This window comes from Mesorhizobium sp. BR1-1-2, from assembly GCF_020165435.1.
Classification (GTDB): Bacteria; Pseudomonadota; Alphaproteobacteria; order Rhizobiales; family Rhizobiaceae; genus Mesorhizobium.
Genome location: NZ_JAIUID010000013.1, coordinates 76,626 through 93,501 on the forward strand (window position 1 = coordinate 76,626; position 16,876 = coordinate 93,501).

At 63.3% G+C, this 16,876-nt stretch carries 14 protein-coding genes; 12 read left to right on the forward strand and 2 right to left on the reverse strand.

Translation table 11 applies throughout. The annotated features are described in order from the left end of the window. Positions 1–4 precede the first annotated feature (4 nt). From tolB to ftsH, 6 genes are all read left to right on the forward strand, one after another. Positions 5–1,315, forward strand: a complete 1,311-nt coding sequence (gene tolB, locus LB551_RS23780) for a Tol-Pal system beta propeller repeat protein TolB (RefSeq protein ID WP_140566857.1) — start codon at positions 5–7, stop codon at positions 1,313–1,315. 45 nt (positions 1,316–1,360) lie between these two features. Further along, on the forward strand, positions 1,361–1,738 hold the full coding sequence (locus tag LB551_RS23785) for a four helix bundle protein (protein WP_224660598.1): 378 nt from the start codon (positions 1,361–1,363) through the stop codon (positions 1,736–1,738). A gap of 230 nt (positions 1,739–1,968) precedes the next feature. Continuing rightward, positions 1,969–2,475 carry a peptidoglycan-associated lipoprotein Pal gene (gene pal / locus LB551_RS23790; protein WP_140550855.1) on the forward strand — a complete coding sequence of 169 codons (507 nt, stop codon included), beginning with the start codon at positions 1,969–1,971 and terminating at the stop codon, positions 2,473–2,475. 212 nt (positions 2,476–2,687) lie between these two features. Beyond that, the gene (gene ybgF, locus LB551_RS23795) at positions 2,688–3,806 is read left to right on the forward strand and encodes a tol-pal system protein YbgF (RefSeq protein WP_140550856.1); all 1,119 of its coding nucleotides are present in this window, start codon (positions 2,688–2,690) and stop codon (positions 3,804–3,806) included. A 58-nt stretch (positions 3,807–3,864) separates the two neighbouring features. Further along, positions 3,865–5,223 (forward strand): tRNA lysidine(34) synthetase TilS, encoded by a 1,359-nt coding sequence (gene tilS, locus LB551_RS23800; protein ID WP_318012755.1) that lies wholly within the window; start codon positions 3,865–3,867, stop codon positions 5,221–5,223. 133 nt (positions 5,224–5,356) lie between these two features. After that, entirely contained in the window at positions 5,357–7,282 is a 1,926-nt protein-coding gene (gene ftsH / locus LB551_RS23805) for an ATP-dependent zinc metalloprotease FtsH (protein WP_140493260.1), read from the forward strand. 478 nt (positions 7,283–7,760) lie between these two features. On the opposite strand, the gene LB551_RS23810 is transcribed toward ftsH, so the two are convergent. Further along, on the reverse strand, positions 7,761–8,612 hold the full coding sequence (locus LB551_RS23810) for a hypothetical protein (RefSeq protein ID WP_224625236.1): 852 nt from the start codon (positions 8,610–8,612) through the stop codon (positions 7,761–7,763). Between the two features lie 368 nt (positions 8,613–8,980). Between LB551_RS23810 and glmM the strand changes: the two genes are divergently transcribed. The 6 genes from glmM (at position 8,981) to LB551_RS23840 (ending at position 15,868) form a co-directional block, all read left to right on the forward strand. Then, positions 8,981–10,333: a phosphoglucosamine mutase gene (gene glmM / locus LB551_RS23815; protein ID WP_140550858.1), complete on the forward strand. Its 1,353-nt coding sequence runs from the start codon at positions 8,981–8,983 to the stop codon at positions 10,331–10,333. 249 nt (positions 10,334–10,582) lie between these two features. Further along, complete coding sequence (locus LB551_RS23820; RefSeq protein ID WP_140550859.1) at positions 10,583–11,416, forward strand: outer membrane protein; 834 nt, start codon at positions 10,583–10,585, stop codon at positions 11,414–11,416. A 185-nt stretch (positions 11,417–11,601) separates the two neighbouring features. Next, positions 11,602–12,366 (forward strand): outer membrane protein, encoded by a 765-nt coding sequence (locus LB551_RS23825; RefSeq protein ID WP_140550860.1) that lies wholly within the window; start codon positions 11,602–11,604, stop codon positions 12,364–12,366. Positions 12,367–12,568: 202 nt separating this feature from the next. Continuing rightward, a complete protein-coding gene (locus LB551_RS23830) occupies positions 12,569–13,744 on the forward strand; it encodes a phosphoserine transaminase (protein ID WP_224660599.1) in 1,176 nt (391 codons plus the stop codon). A 161-nt stretch (positions 13,745–13,905) separates the two neighbouring features. After that, positions 13,906–15,504 (forward strand): phosphoglycerate dehydrogenase, encoded by a 1,599-nt coding sequence (gene serA / locus LB551_RS23835; RefSeq protein ID WP_224660600.1) that lies wholly within the window; start codon positions 13,906–13,908, stop codon positions 15,502–15,504. 196 nt (positions 15,505–15,700) lie between these two features. Beyond that, positions 15,701–15,868 (forward strand): c-type cytochrome, encoded by a 168-nt coding sequence (locus tag LB551_RS23840; RefSeq protein ID WP_224660601.1) that lies wholly within the window; start codon positions 15,701–15,703, stop codon positions 15,866–15,868. A 64-nt stretch (positions 15,869–15,932) separates the two neighbouring features. Here LB551_RS23840 and LB551_RS23845 read toward each other — a convergent pair whose 3' ends face one another. After that, positions 15,933–16,835: a DMT family transporter gene (locus LB551_RS23845; RefSeq protein ID WP_224660602.1), complete on the reverse strand. Its 903-nt coding sequence runs from the start codon at positions 16,833–16,835 to the stop codon at positions 15,933–15,935. Positions 16,836–16,876 lie beyond the last annotated feature (41 nt).

Below are 16,876 nucleotides of genomic sequence, written 5' to 3' on the forward strand. Positions count from 1 at the left end.
AGACATGAAATTCATCCTCAAGCCGCTCCTGATGGTCGCGACAATAGCGCTGGGCTCGATGGCCGGCGCCGTTATGCCTGCATGGGCGCTCGTCGAGATCAACGTCAACAAGGGCAATGTCGAGCCGCTGCCGATCGCCATCACCGATTTCCAGTCGGGCGACGGGCTGGGCGCGCAGATTTCCGGCATCGTCACCGCCGACCTGAAACGCTCGGGCCTGTTCGCACCGATCGACAAAAGCGCCTTCATCGAGAAGATCGCCAATCCTGACGCAGCGCCTCGCTTCGACGACTGGAAGGTGATCAATGCCCAGGCGCTGGTCACCGGCAGCGTCAGCAAGGAGGCCGACGGGCGCATCCGCGCGCAGTATCGGCTGTGGGACACGTTCGCGGGCCAGCAGATGTCGGGCGAACAATTCTTCGCCAACGACGCCAATCAGCGACGTGTCGCTCACATCATCGCCGATGCCATTTACGAGCGGCTGACCGGCGAGAAGGGCTATTTCGACACGCGCGTCGTCTTCATCGACGAGTCCGGCGCCAAGAACGCGCGCAAGAAGCGCCTCGCCATCATGGACCAGGACGGCGCCAATGTGCGCTATCTCTCGGACGGCCGGGCGATCGTCTTGACGCCGCGCTTCTCGCCGAACCGGCAGGAAATCACCTACATGTCCTATGAGAGCGGCCAGCCGCGGGTGTATCTCCTGCAGATCGAGACCGGCCAGCGCGAACTGGTCGGCAATTTTCCGGGCATGACGTTTGCGCCGCGCTTTTCCCCCGATGGCCAGAAGGTGATCATGAGCCTGCTGCGCGACGACGGCAATTCCAACATCTTCGCGATGGACCTCAGGAGCCGCTCGACGACCCGGCTCACCAACTCGACCGCCATCGACACCTCGCCATCCTATTCGCCCGACGGCAGCAAGGTGGTGTTCACCTCCGACCGCGGCGGCCGCGCGCAGATCTATGTGATGGGCGCCGACGGTTCCGGCCAGACCCGCATCTCCTTCGGCGACGGTGTCTATTCGACGCCGGTGTGGTCGCCGCGCGGCGACCTCATCGCCTTCACCAAGCAGACCGGCGGCGAATTCCAGATCGGCGTCATGAAGACCGACGGTTCGGGAGAGCGCATCCTGTCGTCCGGCTTCCAGCAGGAAGGACCGACCTGGGCGCCGAACGGCCGCGTGCTGATGTTCTTCCGCGATTCCGCCGGCGGCCCGAAACTGGTTTCCGTCGATCTCACCGGCCGCAACGAGCAGTCGATCCCGACCGCGAACTTTGCCTCAGACCCGGCTTGGTCACCGCTGCTGGAGTGAGAGAGATTGAAGAATTGAAGAATTGAAGAATTGAAGAATTGAAGAATGGGGAGAGAAGCGGGCTACATCAAGCGGGCGAGGGATTTGGACGTTTATAGGCGCGCTTATGCGGGTTCCCTCGACGTCCACAAAGCCACGCTTGTTTTTCCGAAAATGGAACAATACGCGTTGGCTGACCAAATGCGGCGATCCAGCAAGGCGATTTGTGCCAATCTGGCCGAGGGATTTGCCAAAACAGACCCATTCCAGGCCCGAGTTTGCACGGTTCATTTCTATGGCCATGGATCATGCAGTGAAGTAGAGACATGGATTTCGTACGCGTCCGACCTTGGCTACATCACGCAAGCACAACGCGATGAATGGCTGCAATCCTATGTCCATATTTACGGAATGCTGGTGAATCTGAGGGAGAAGTTGAAATGACCCGTTTCTTCAATTCTTCAGTTCTTCAATTCCTATTTCCACCCTTTGTCGCGTTTTAGCCGCATTTCCGCCTACGGTCCGCGCTCAATGTCGCCCCTGGTCAAGCGTTGGGCGCAATGGCTGCGGACGGCAGCCTAACCAAATTTTAACCGTGTTTCTTGAATGCCGGTTAACCCAAACGTGGTTACTGGGTGATCAACGAAATCACTCGAATGCGAAGGAGAGGCGGCATGAGCCGTATCGCAGCACTTACCAGAAACCCCGTCATGATCGCGCTGGTGGCGATGCTCGCCATCGCCGGTTGCGCTTCGAAGAAGACCCCCAACAGCGCCGCGGATCTCGGCCTCAGCGGCGCCGGCGCCGCAACGCCCGGATCGGCCCAGGACTTCACCGTCAATATCGGCGACCGCATCTTCTTCGACACGGACTCCTCCTCGATCCGCGCCGACGCCCAGACGACGCTGTCGCGCCAGGCGCAGTGGCTTAACCAGTACAAGCAGTATGCGATCGTCATTGAAGGCCATGCCGACGAGCGCGGCACACGCGAATACAATCTGGCGCTCGGCGCCCGCCGCGCCGCCGCCACGCGTGACTTCCTGGTCTCCAAGGGCGTCTCCGCCAACCGCCTGAAGACCATTTCCTACGGCAAGGAACGGCCGGTCGCGGTGTGCGACGACATCTCCTGCTGGTCGCAGAACCGCCGCGCGGTCACCACGCTCAGCGGCGCCGGTTCCTGACATTTTCGCGCCTAGAGGGACACGCGAAAAACACGACCGGCAAAAATGCAACACAGGTTTGCGAAAGGCGGCTGAAAGGCCGCCTTTTTCATGTTTGGTCCCTTCAAACAAAATTTGGCCGAAGTCTCGCGCCCTGCTATGAGCCGAGGGCGCTTGGCTGGTCCCATACCGATTGGAAGGCGCGAACAAGCTAACGACACGGCGAGAGGCATATGCATTTGAGATCGGTTCTGAGCGGCACGCTTGCGCTGCTGCTCCTTTCAGGCGTCACCGCGATGGCGGGTGGCTTAGGGAGTGATGGCGCGGGACAGCCAGCCGACAGCGGCTTTTCGTTCCATCTGCCCAGCATCGAGCTGCCTGGCATTTTCGGCGAGAAGAAGAAGCCGGACCAGGTTCAGTTCGCGCAGCAGTCGACCGGCACAGGCGCCACCGGGCTCGAGGACCAACTTCGCCAGATGAACGGCAAGATCGAGGAGCTCAACTTCCAGATCCTGCAGATGCAGGAGCAGATCCGCAAACAGCAGGAAGACAACGAATTTCGCTTCCAGCAGCTCGAGGGCGGCACGCAAGGCGCGCAGCAGCCGGCCGGACAGAAGAAGTCGCAGGCCGCACCCGACAGCGACGGCAGCGTTGCCGAGGCGCCGGCGACGCAACCGCCTGCCGGGGCCGGCAATCGGGCAGCGGCCGGCCAGTCGGCTGGCGGCGGCCAGAGCGTCGAGGACGTCATCGTCGAATCCTCCGACGGCGATCCGGGCAAGGTGATCCCCGGAACGGGAGCGCCCGAAAAGACCTTCGGCAGCATCACCGTCGACAAGAACGGCAATGTGGTCGATGCCGGCGGCAGCACGCAGGCGACAGCCCCGGCGCAGAATGTCGCTCCAGCCACCGGCGCTCCGGCCAAGAGCGGCAGGTCCGACGGCACGGTGGTTGCGGCGCTGCCTTCCACGAACGATCCCGAGGAGCTCTACCGCAACTCCTACCAATTCATCCTGTCGGGCGATTACGGCACCGCCGAACAGGGTTTTCGCGACCACATCGCGCGTTTTCCCCGTGACGCCAAAACGGCGGATGCGCACTACTGGCTGGGCGAATCGCTGCTTGGCCAGCAGAAATACCGCGATGCCGCGGAGGTCTTCCTCGCCGCCAGCAAGGACTATCCCAAGGCCAAGAAGGCCCCGGACATGCTGCTGAAGCTCGGCGTGTCGCTGGTCGGCCTCAAGCAGCACGACGTGGCCTGCGCCACCTTCAGCGAGGTCGGCAAGCGCTACCCCGACATTTCCAACACGCTCAAGGAGCGCGTGAAGCAGGAAAAGGCCCTGGCGGCGTGCTAGTCCTTCTCCTGTCTGCCGTTGCCCTGCCCCCGGAGCCGTGTTCGGGTGACATGCATTGATGCTCGACACCGAGCCTGATCTTTCGAAAGACCTTTTTTCGCACATCGACTTTACCAGCGGTGCCGTTGCGGCCGTATCAGGCGGCAGCGACTCGACCGCCCTGCTTCTCCTTCTCAAACGACATCTCGACCGAACCGCGCCGTCCGCGAAGCTGCTGGCGGTGACGATCGATCACGGCTTGCGGCAGGGCGCGGCGGCCGAAGCGGGGGCGGTGGCCAGGCTTTGCGCCGCGCACGCCATCGCGCACCGCATCGTCGCCTGGTCCGGACGCAAGCCCTCGACCGGGCTGCCGGCCGCCGCGCGGGAGGCGCGCTACCGGCTGCTGGCCGAGGCGGCGCGGGCGGAGGGCCTCGGCCTGATCGTGACCGGTCATACAGCGGACGACCAGGCCGAGACGGTGCTGATGCGGCAAGTCCGGGGCAAGGGCGCCCGCGAGGAAGGGCGCGGCCTCGCCGGCATGGCACCGGCCACCTTGCACGACTGGCACGACTGGATCGTGCGGCCGCTCCTTGGCATTCGGCGCGCGGCCCTGCGCGATTTCCTGCGGCGCGAGCATGTCGGCTGGGCCGAGGACCCGACCAATGCCGACGCGGCCTTCGAGCGACCGCGCATGCGCGCGGCGCTGGCTGGCGCCGACGGCACGCAGCGCATCGATGACGCATTGACGCTGGCGGCGCGCGAGAGCGAGGCGCGCAGCCGGCTTGGCGTCCGCGCCGCGGATTTGATCGCGCGCTTCGCCAGTCGGCCGGCGCCGGGTCTTGTCCGCCTCGATCCGACCCTGCTTTCGGCCGGCGACGATCCGGCGGCCGTCTATGCGCTGCGCATCCTCCTTGCCACAAGCGGGGGCGTCGAGTTTCTGCCGGACCAGGCGCGATGCGAGGCGCTGTTCGGTAGGCTGAAGGCTGGATTTCTTTGCGCCACATTGTCGCGGACGGTGGTCGATTCCAGGCGCGCCGGCATCTTTCTGCGCCGCGAGGCGCGAGGCTTGCCGCCCGCGGTCGCGGCCACCGGCGGACTGCTCTGGGACGGTCGCCGGCACATCACGTTGGACGACGGCGGCAGTGCATTGTTGATCGCGCCGTTCGGGGCAGCGGCGGCGAAGCGTCTGGCGATCGCGGAAGGCGAGACGCCGTGCAGCCTCGTGCGCGCCGCGCTGGCCTGCGAGCCGGCATCGCGGCAAGCTGTTGAAAACCCTGGCCTGCCTCGGGGTGGGCAGGCGTCGCCGGGGTTCACGGCACAGGCCGTCGTTGCGCCCTTTGCCCGCTTCCTGCCGTCCTTCGACCTGGCGCCGGCGCGGGCCGTCGCCGAATTGATCGGCGCGCCGTTGCTTCCCGCCCCGCCTTTCAACCGGCCATAGCGCCGGTCGGCTATGGGCGAAAGCTTAACCCAGACGTGCTGTTCTGCTTGGCAAGGGGGGGCGCTCTCCCTATGTTAGGCTCAAGTTTCCTCTCACGACGCGTGTCCGCCCGCGGACGCCAACGGGACAATTGATGAATCCGAACTATCGCAACCTCGCGCTCTGGGCGATCATAGCGGTCCTGCTCATCGCCCTCTTCAATCTGTTCCAGACGCCGCAGACGCGTGGGGCTTCGAGCGATGTGCCTTATTCGCAGTTCCTGCAGGATGTCGCGGCGGGCCGGGTCAAGACGGTGACCATCGCCGGCGCCCGCATCTCCGGCACCTACACCGACAATTCGAGCGGCTTCCAGACCTATTCGCCCGGCGATCCGTCGCTGGTCTCGCGGCTGCAGGACAAGAACGTCACCATCAATGCGCGGCCAGAGACCGACGGTTCCAACTCGCTGTTCGGATACCTGATCTCGTGGCTGCCGATGATCCTGATCCTCGGCGTCTGGATATTCTTCATGCGCCAGATGCAGTCCGGCTCCGGCCGCGCCATGGGCTTCGGCAAGTCCAAGGCCAAGCTTCTGACCGAGGCGCATGGCCGCGTCACCTTCCAGGACGTCGCCGGCGTCGACGAGGCCAAGGAAGACCTGGAGGAGATCGTCGAGTTCCTGCGCGATCCGCAGAAATTCCAGCGGCTCGGCGGCAAGATCCCGCGCGGCGTGCTCTTGGTCGGCCCTCCGGGAACCGGCAAGACGCTGCTCGCCCGCTCGGTCGCCGGCGAGGCCAACGTGCCGTTCTTCACCATTTCGGGTTCGGACTTCGTCGAGATGTTCGTCGGCGTCGGCGCATCCCGTGTGCGCGACATGTTCGACCAGGCCAAGAAGAACGCGCCCTGCATCATCTTCATCGACGAAATCGACGCGGTCGGCCGCCATCGCGGCGCCGGCCTCGGCGGCGGCAATGACGAGCGCGAGCAGACGCTGAATCAGCTGCTGGTCGAGATGGACGGCTTCGAGTCCAACGAAAGCATCATCCTGATCGCCGCCACCAACCGGCCCGACGTGCTCGACCCGGCGCTGCTGAGGCCCGGCCGTTTCGACCGCCAGGTGGTGGTGCCGAACCCCGACATCGTCGGACGCGAGAAGATCCTGAAAGTGCATGTGCGCAACGTGCCGCTGGCGCCCAATGTGGACCTCAAGGTTGTCTCCCGCGGCACGCCGGGCTTTTCCGGCGCCGATCTGATGAACCTCGTCAACGAGGCCGCCCTGATGGCGGCGCGGCGCAACAAGCGCCTCGTCACCATGGCCGAGTTCGAGGACGCCAAGGACAAGATCATGATGGGCGCCGAGCGCCGCTCCTCGGCGATGACCCAGGCCGAGAAGGAGTTGACCGCCTATCACGAGGCCGGCCACGCCATACTGGCGCTCAACGTGCCGTCGGCCGATCCGCTGCACAAGGCGACCATCATTCCGCGCGGCCGCGCGCTCGGCATGGTCATGCAGCTGCCGGAAGGCGACCGCTATTCGATGAGCTACAAGTACATGATCTCACGGCTTGCCATCATGATGGGCGGCCGCGTCGCCGAGGAGTTCAAGTTCGGCAAGGAGAACATCACGTCGGGAGCTTCCTCCGATATCGAGCAGGCGACCAAGCTGGCGCGCGCCATGGTCACGCGCTGGGGCTTCTCCGACAAGCTCGGCCATGTCGCCTATGGCGACAACCAGGAGGAAGTGTTCCTCGGTCATTCGGTGGCGCGCACGCAGAACATTTCGGAAGAGACCGCGCAGATCATCGACGCCGAAGTGCGCCGCCTGATCGACGAGGCCTATTCGACCGCGAGGTCGGTGCTGACCAAGAAGAAGAAGGAATGGATCGCGCTGGCACAGGGCCTGCTCGAATACGAGACCCTGTCGGGCGACGAGATCAAGCAGCTGATCGCCGGCGAGAAGCCCGCGCGCGACCTTGGCGACGACACGCCGCCGAGCCGTGGTTCGGCCGTGCCGAAGTCGGGCCGCCGCAAAAAGGGCCCCGAGCCCGAAGGCGGCATGGAACCGCAGCCGTCGAGCTGAACCCGGCCAAGACCAAATTGAGAAACGCCGCGGTTCGACCGCGGCGTTTCTGTTTGGGGCAGGCTGCCGAGTTTCTCCGTAGCCTGCACCTGCAAGGTTGGTCGGGTGATTGGCGGAAGCCGGCGTGACAGCCAATCTTCCCACTTTGTGGAAGATGCCCGGCAGCTCAGAGGGCCAGCGTCCGCCGACAAATCGAGGTTAAGCCTTCCGGGCTGCGGGAGGGTCTCTCTTGCCGTTCGATTCCTCGAGCCACCCTCGCTCGGCTTTTTCTGGAATGCAAGGCAACCAGGCTGGAACAGGCAGCGATCCTTCGCGCCTCCTTCTGGCCTGCCGGCCATCTCTCCCAGGTGGGGAGACTGCAGCGTCGCCGAAAGCGCGCCTCTCATCAGCACAGCTGGGATCCTGCTGAAGCCGCGGGCAAAAAAGCCCGCGAACCTTGTGGCTCGCGGGCCTTACTTTCCTCAAATAGTGCTGTCGCTCAGCTCTTCAGCTTGGCATTGCACAGGCTGTAGAAGCCGCCGCCTTTCTGGATCCACTTCAAGCCGCCAAGCGTGTTGGCGTCCTTGTTGGCATAATACTGCTGGAGGCAGGTATGCATGCGGGCCTTGGCCGGGGTTTCGGTGGCGAATTTCGGCGAGATCGCGGTCGGGAAACTCACGCCCTTCGGCGCAGCGACAGTCGGTTTTGCCGGCTCCTTGGTGTAGGTCGCCTCTGTTGGAGCCGGGACGGTGTCATCGTCCGAGGCGCCGGCGCCGCATTCGGCCTTGCGGAAGTCGTTCCACTTCATGCCGTTGAGCGTATTGGCGGTCTTGGCCGCCTGGTACTTGCTGCTGCATTCGGCCATGCTCAGGCCCTTGCCCGCGCTGTCGGTCGCCGCAGCCGTGGTTGCCGCCTTGGTGGTCGCCGGCTTGGTGGCGGCGGCAGCGGATGCGCCGGCGCCGCATTCGCTCTTGCGGAAGTCGTTCCACTTCATGCCGTTGAGCGTGCCGGCAGCCTTGGCCGCCTGGTACTTGGTGCTGCATTCCTTTGCGGTCAGGCCTTTCGCTCCGTCGTCGGCGGCGGCAGCCGCAGCCTTGGTCGCCTTGGCCGGCTTCGTATCGGCCGCCTTGGTGTCCGCTGCCTTGGCGTCGGGCTTGGCCGCCGCGGCGGCATCGGTACCGCACTGCGCCTTGCGGAACTGGTTCCAGGTCTGGCCGGCAAGTGTTCCCGCGTCCTTGGCCGCGTTATACTTCGTGCTGCACTCGGCCATCGTCAGCGCGTTGGCTGGCGCGGCCAGGAATAACGTCGCGACCGCAAGGCCGGTCAAAGTGGCAAGTCGGTGGATGAGCATGGCGTTTCTCCGTTGCAGCAGCCCATTATACGTCCCTGCAAATCAATAACGCTCAACGGTCGGTTGCGCCAGATGCTAAGTGGCGTATACATCGCCGAAACCCCGCTTCTGCCGACAAGGTGATGAAATCGTTGCCTGTTGCCGGCTCGAAGACAAGAATTTGCGGGTAAATCCATGTCGAATGGTCCAGAGGCATGGTATATTATGGCAAGGCAGCGCCATCAGGCTAGGTTGCGCCAGTCTGTGTGCAATGCACAACAAGGGTTTTCTAAAGGATTGGTAACAGATAATTACGAAATGTGATCGTAGTGCGCCGGCCAATTATGGCATGACGTACCGGGCAAGAACCACCGGGGACACTGACTAGCATGGCAGGAAATTATTTCGGCACGGACGGTATTCGCGGGCGCGCCAACAAGTTTCCAATGACGGCGGAAATCGCGATGAGGGTCGGCATGGCGGCCGGCCTGTCCTTCCAGCGCGGCAGCCATCGTCACCGTGTGGTGCTCGGCAAGGACACCAGACTTTCCGGCTACATGATCGAGAACGCCATGGTGGCGGGCCTCTGCGCCGCCGGCATGGACGTGTTCCTGCTCGGCCCCATCCCGACGCCGGCGGTCGCCATGCTGGTGCGTTCGCTGCGCGCCGATATCGGCGTCATGATCTCGGCCTCGCACAATCCTTATTACGACAATGGCATCAAGCTGTTCGGTCCCGACGGCTACAAGCTCTCCGACGAGATCGAAGAGCGCATCGAGAGCATGCTGGACAAGGATATCGAACTGGCACTCGCCGATTCCGACGGGCTTGGTCGCGCCAAGCGCGTGGATGGCGTGCATGACCGCTATATCGAGTTTGCAAAGCGCACCTTGCCGCGTTCGATGTCGCTTTCAGGTTTGAGGATCGTCGTCGATTGCGCCAATGGCGCTGCCTACAAGGTTGCCCCCGAGGCGCTTTGGGAGCTGGGCGCCGAAGTGGTGGCCATCAATGTCGAGCCCAACGGCTTCAACATCAACAAGGAATGCGGCTCGACCCATCCGGCGGGCCTGCAGAAGAAAGTGCACGAGGTGCGCGCCGACATCGGCATCGCGCTCGACGGCGATGCCGACCGTGTCGTCATCGTTGACGAGAACGGCGCGATCGTCGACGGCGACCAGATCATGGCAATGATCGCGGAGTCCTGGCACCAAAGCGGGCGGCTTGCCGGCGGTGGGGTCGTTTCGACGGTCATGTCCAATCTCGGCCTCGAACGCTTCCTCGGCGACATGAAACTGCAATTGCACCGCACCAAGGTCGGCGACCGCTATGTCGTGGAACATATGCGCGCGCATGGGCTCAATGTCGGCGGCGAGCAGTCGGGCCACATCGTGCTGTCGGACTTCTCGACCACGGGCGACGGCCTGGTTTCGGCGCTGCAGGTGCTGGCCTGCATCAAGCGACAGGGCCGGCCAGTCAGCGAATTGTCGAAGAAGTTCGAGCCGGTGCCGCAACTCCTGAAGAACGTCCGCATCGCCGGCGGCAAGCCGCTCGAGGCAGCTCCGGTCAAGGCTGCGATCGAGGACGCCCGTCAACGCCTCGGCAAGGCGGGGCGGCTCGTCATCCGGCCGTCCGGCACCGAGCCGCTGATCCGTGTCATGGCCGAGGGCGACGACCCGCAACTGGTCGAGGCCGTCGTCAACGACATCGTCGAGGTCATCTCGGAAACACGCAGCGCCGCCTGATCTCAGGCGCATCCGGAGGGCGCGACGCCGCTCTGATTGCTTCGAAGCCCGCCCGTCCGGCGGGCTTTTGTTTACCTGCGGAACTGGCTCGAGACGCGTGGAACCATCCGAATTCCTCAAATGCTGGAGATTCGTGGTTAATAGACAGGGTTAAATGCCTTTTAACCTTTGCTATTCATTATCCACGCCTGAAAGCCAATCTCATTCGGACGCGACCGCTGTTCCGAGGGTTTCTAGGGGGTGACAAGCATGTTCAATACAGCAAGAAAGGCCCTGTTCGCCGCGCTGTTCGCGGGCCTGGCATGGCCGGTGTTCGCGGCCGACCTTCCGGAGCCGGTGGTCGAAGAGGCACCGCCGCCGGTATACGAGCAGCCGGTCGATGTCGGCGGCTGGTACATTCGCGGCGATCTCGATTACCACAAGTCGAAAGTGCGCGGCATCGACTACACGACCTACACCATCGATCCCTGTAATTGTAATGTCATTCCCGGCGACAGGAGCTTCGATTTCGGCAAGCTCAAGGGCGGCTTCTCGCTCGGCGCCGGCGTCGGCTACAAGATCAACGATCATTTTCGTACGGATTTGACCGCCGATTACTGGTTCAAGTCGAACTTCGACGGCGGAACTTCGGACGCTTTCTCGACGTCGACCGAAGTGTCGAAAATGAGCGCCTTGCTGCTGCTGGCCAACGCCTATGTCGATCTCGGCACCTATCACGGCATCACGCCCTATGTGGGCGCCGGCATCGGCGGCGCGCATGTCAGATGGGACGATGTCAGGGACCCGAACACCACCGAGTTCAACCCCGGTGCGAAAAACTGGCGCTTTGCCTACGCGCTCATGGCCGGCGCTTCCTACTGTCTGACCGACAAGCTAATCCTGGACGCGGGTTATCGCTACAGCCACATCCAGGGCGGCCGCATGTTCGAGTGGGATATCAGCAGCGCCGGGCCGGGCTTCGACCGCGGCATCGACACGCATGAGGTGCGCGGCGGCCTGCGTTACCAGTTCGGCGGCAACAACGGTTGCGCCGCGCCGACGGTGGCCTATCAGCCCGAACCGGAGCCGATCTACACCAAGTAAGATCCGGCCATCCAACGGTCCGAAACCGCCCGGCATCAGCCGGGCGGTTTTCGTTCGTCGGGCTGCCCGAAAATCAATTCGCTAACGCTCTGTTAGCCTTAACCCCGACTTAACCACTATGGTTAACAATGCTTCCTGAAACGATGGCTGCCGTCTGGTGGCGCCGAAATCGGGAGCAGGGGATCATGAAACTCATATCGCGTATGGCGCCGGTGCTTGCCACATTCGCCATCATGCCGCTGACGCCTGCGCTGGCCGCCGACTATGATCCGCCGGTCTATGTCGACCAGGCGCCTGACTACGTGCCGGTCGAGGTCGGCTCGGGCTGGTATCTGCGCGGCGATGTCTCCTACCTGGTGGAGAAGAGCTTCAAGAATGAGGATTTCGCCTTCACGCCGGCGAGCTTCGACAACAAGGAAGACCCGATCTTCGCCAGCATCGGCTTCGGCTACCACTTCAACGACTATCTGCGCGCCGATCTCAATCTGGGTTACCTGCCCGGCAACAAGATCGGCATTGGCTATGACGATTCAGCGACTGCGGCAGAGGCGACCCTGGCGTCGGCGTCCCTGAAGAACTATGCCTTTTCAGGCATGCTCAACGGCTATGTCGACCTTGGTACCTATGTCGGCATAACACCCTATCTCGGCGCCGGCATCGGCATCGTCAGGAGCACGCACAAGCTCTCGGCGAGCTATTTCACCGACAATGGCGATCCAACCGACGACTTCGGCCTGAGTGACGACAAGACCAAGTATTCCTTCGCATATACGCTGAATGCCGGCCTTGCCTATCAGGTGTCGAAGAATGTTTCCGTCGATCTCGGCTACCAGTATTTCTCGGCGCCCGACGCTGAATATGTGACGGCCGAGAGCCTGACCTCGTTTCCGGTCCACAAGGGAATCAGCAATCATCAGGTCAAGCTCGGGCTACGCTACGATCTCTGGTAGCAGGCTGGCATACATGAACCCTGGCGGCGAATCTCTTCGGTCCGCCGTTTGGGTTTGAAGCTCACGAGATCCTGATCGCGGATCGCCAGTATCCTGCCCGCGACAAAAACTTTCCCCTTGACGCCCGAAGCCCGAGCGCATATCGCCGTCCGTGGGCCACCCCTCCCCAACGAGGGGCCACTATCTGGAAGGATAGACCACGATGACGACGCATACGAAGCCCGGACTCCGTCCGGCAAACCCCAATTTTTCCTCAGGTCCCTGCGCGAAACGTCCCGGCTGGTCGGTCGAGGCGCTGAAAGCTGCTGCGCTCGGCCGTTCCCATCGCGCCAAGATCGGCAAGACCAAGCTCGAACAGGCGATCGCGCTGACGCGCGAAATTCTCCAGGTTCCTGCCAATTACCGCATCGGCATCGTGCCGGCGTCCGATACAGGCGCCGTCGAGATGGCGCTTTGGTCGCTGTTGGGCGAGCGCGGCGTCGACATGGTCGCCTGGGAGAGTTTCGGCTCCGGCTGGATCACCGACGTGGTCAAGCAGTTGAAGCTTGCCGATGTGCGCAAGCTCGAGGCCGGTTACGGCGAACTGCCTGATCTCGGCAGGATCGATTTCGACCGCGACGTGGTCTTCACCTGGAACGGTACGACCTCGGGCGTGCGCGTGCCGAACGGCGATTTCATCCCGGCCAGTCGCAAGGGTCTGACCATATGCGACGCGACGTCGGCCGCCTTCGCGCAGAAGCTCGATTTCGAGAAACTCGATGTCGTAACCTTCTCCTGGCAGAAGGTGCTGGGCGGCGAAGGCGCGCATGGCATGCTGATCCTGTCGCCCCGCGCCGTCGAGCGGCTGGAGAGCTATAAGCCTGCATGGCCGCTGCCGAAGATCTTCCGCCTGACCTCGGGCGGCAAATTGATCGAAGGCATCTTCAAGGGCGAAACCATCAACACGCCGTCGATGCTGTGCGTCGAGGACTATCTCGACGCGCTCAACTGGGCGAAATCGATTGGCGGCCTCGACGCGCTGGTTGCCAGGGCCGACGCCAATGCGGCCGTGCTCGACCGTTTCGTCGCGAAATCCTCCTGGCTTGGCCATCTCGCCGTAGAGCCGGCGACGCGGTCGAACACGTCCGTCTGCCTGTCCTTCACCGACGGGCAAGTCGCTGCACTCGATGCCGACGCACAGGCGGTCTTCGCCAAGGGTCTGGTTTCAGCGCTCGACAAGGAAGGTGTCGCCTATGACATCGGTTCCTATCGCGACGCGCCGCCTGGCCTGCGCATCTGGTGCGGCGCAACGGTCGAGACCTCCGATCTCGAAGCGCTGCTGCCCTGGCTCGACTGGGCCTTCGCCGCGCAGAAGGCGTCGCTGAAAGCAGCGGCCTGAAACTCGAACGGTATCATTTTCTGGAACAGCCCTCATCCGGCCGCTTCGTGGCAACCTTCTCCCACAAGGGGAGAAAGGCAGGCGCCTGACATTCTCCCCTTGTGGAGAAGGTGCCTGAGCCAAGCGAAGGCGGGTGGGGGTAAGCAACAAGGACCCATCCCATGCCTCGCGTTCTCGTCTCGGATAAACTTTCCACCACCGCCGTTCAGATCTTCAGGGATCGCGGCGTCGAGGTCGACTATCTTCCCGATCTCGGCAAGGACAAGGAAAAGCTGCTCGAAGTGATTGACCAGTATGACGGCCTCGCCATCCGCTCGGCGACCAAGGTTACCGAGAAGCTGATCAATGCCGCCACCAGGCTCAAGGTTGTCGGCCGCGCCGGCATCGGCGTCGACAATGTCGACATACCGGCGGCCAGCCGCAAGGGCATTATCGTGATGAACACGCCGTTCGGCAATTCGATCACGACGGCCGAGCATGCGGTAGCGATGATCTTCGCGCTCGCCCGCCAGATCCCGGAAGCCAACGCCTCGACGCATGCAGGCAAATGGGAAAAGAACCGCTTCATGGGCGTCGAGATCACCGGCAAGACGCTCGGCGTCATCGGCTGCGGCAATATCGGCTCGATCGTCGCCACGCGCGGCGTCGGCCTGAAGATGCATGTCGTCGCTTTCGATCCATTCCTGTCGGACAAACGCGCCGAGGAACTCGGCGTCGACAAGGTTGAACTGGACGAGCTCTTCGCGCGCGCGGACTTCATCACGCTGCACACGCCGCTGACCGACAAGACGCGCAACATCATCGATGCCGCCGCGATCGCCAAGATGAAGGACGGCGTGCGCATCATCAACTGCGCCCGTGGCGGGCTGGTCGTCGAAGCCGACCTGGTGGCGGCGCTGAAGAGCGGCAAGGTGGCCGGCGCCGGCATCGACGTGTTCGAGTCCGAGCCGGCCGAACAGAACGCATTGTTCGGCATGGAGAATGTGGTGGCCACACCCCATCTCGGCGCCTCGACGGCGGAGGCGCAGGAGAATGTCGCGCTACAGGTCGCCGAACAGATGGCCGACTACCTGATCAAGGGCGCCGTCTCGAATGCCATCAACATGCCGTCGATCACCGCGGAGGAAGCGCCGCGGCTCAAACCCTTCGTCAAGCTCGCCGAAGTGCTTGGCGCCTTTGTCGGCCAGGTCACCGAGGATCCGATCAAGGAGGTGGAAATCCTGTTCGACGGCTCGACCGCGACGATGAATACGCGCGCGCTGATCAGCGCGGCCCTTGCCGGGCTGATCCGGCCGCAGGTCGCCGACGTCAACATGGTGTCGGCGCCGATCATGGTGAAGGAGCGCGGCATCATCGTTGCCGAGGTCAAGCGCGACAAATCGGGCGTGTTCGACGGCTATATCAAGCTGACGGTCAAGACCGAGCACATGACGCGCTCGATCGCCGGCACTTGCTTCTCCGACGGCAAGCCGCGCTTCATCCAGATCAAGGGCATCAATCTCGATGCCGAGGTCGGCCAGCACATGCTCTACACGACCAATGCCGACGCCCCGGGCATTATCGGCCTGCTCGGCACGGTGTGCGGCGAGAACGGCGTCAACATCGCCAACTTCCAACTCGGCCGCAACCGGCCGGGGGGCGATGCCATCGCACTGCTCTATCTCGATGCGCCGTTCCCGGAAAACGTGCTGGAGCAGGTGCGGGCGCACAAATCGATCGATTCGGCCAAGCGGCTGCAGTTCGACGTCGGCGGGGTGTAGGGCTTGTCCCGCAACTGCACGATCGCGACGCTCCGCGTACCGGCCAGACAAGAGCGTTTCCCGGCATCGGCATCAATCCGTCCGCTGATTGATGCGGATGCCGCCTAGCCGCAAGCCTGGATGATCTTGATCGTCCGCCAGCGGATTCGCCAGCGCCGAAACGCTTGCCCGGGCCGTGCTGGCGGGAAGCCAGGCCGTGCATACGGCCCGCGCGCCGACAACGCCTGCAATGCCCTCGCTGGCGTGGCGCCTGAAGGATCAGGAGATCGCCGACGTCCTCACTTACGTGCGCGGCAGCTGGGGCAATGCCGCCCCGGCGGTCTCGTCCGACGACGTCGCGGCGGTACGCAAGGAATTGCAGTAGTCCTGCGAATTGCCGGGCGAGTCGACGCTCTCCTCGAAGCTGACGAACGGGGCGCGAAGCGAGTTTACTGGCGCCTCGGCATGGCTGCCTTGCGGCCGCTATATTCGGCAAGCGCGATGCCGCCCAGCACAAGGACGAGCGCCAACGCCTGGTAGAACTGGAATGTCTCGCCGACGATCAGCACCGAAAGCAGGGTGCCGAAGATCGGTACCAGGTTGATGAACAGGCCGGCCCGGTTGGCGCCGATCAGCTCATTGCCCCTGATGTAGAATATCTGCGACACGACCGAGGCGCCGATCGCGGTATAGACGATCACCGCCCAGCCGCGCGCGTCGGGAACGATGACCTTGCCGGCCGCGATTTCCCATAGGAAGAACGGCAGGGAGGTGACGAGCGCGGCGAGCGACATGGCCAGCATCAGGCTCTGCCATTGCATGGCCGGCTTCAGCCGCAACCCGACCGAATAGCCGCTATAGAGAATGACCGCGACCAGCATGATGGCGTCGCCGAAATTGAGCTCCAATGTCAGCAGCCGGCGCGGATCGCCGTGGCAGGCGGTCAGGATGACGCCGAAGATCGTCAGCACCACGCCGGCGATCTGCGCCCAGTTCACGCGCAGGCGGAAGAAGATGAAATTGGCTACGATGATCAGGATAGGCATCGCCGCCTGCTCGATCGAAACGTTGATCGCGGTCGTGTAATTGAGCGCCGTATAGAAGATCGTGTTGAACAAGGTGAAGCCGCTGGCGCCAAGTGCGGCGAGCACGAACCAGTGCCTGCGCACGACGGGCCAATCTCTTTTCAGCGCATTCCAGCCGATCGGCAGCAGGATCGCTACCGCCAGCACCCAGCGCAGGAAGACCAGCGTCATCGGCGAGACGTGATGGACCGCCAGCTTGCCGGCCACCGAGTTCCCGCCCCACAGCAAGGTGGTGAGCAGCAGGAACATGTAGGCGCTTCGGTGCATGGCGGGTCGCAGCGGGAGGAGGTGAATGGGGCGTGCCTGCC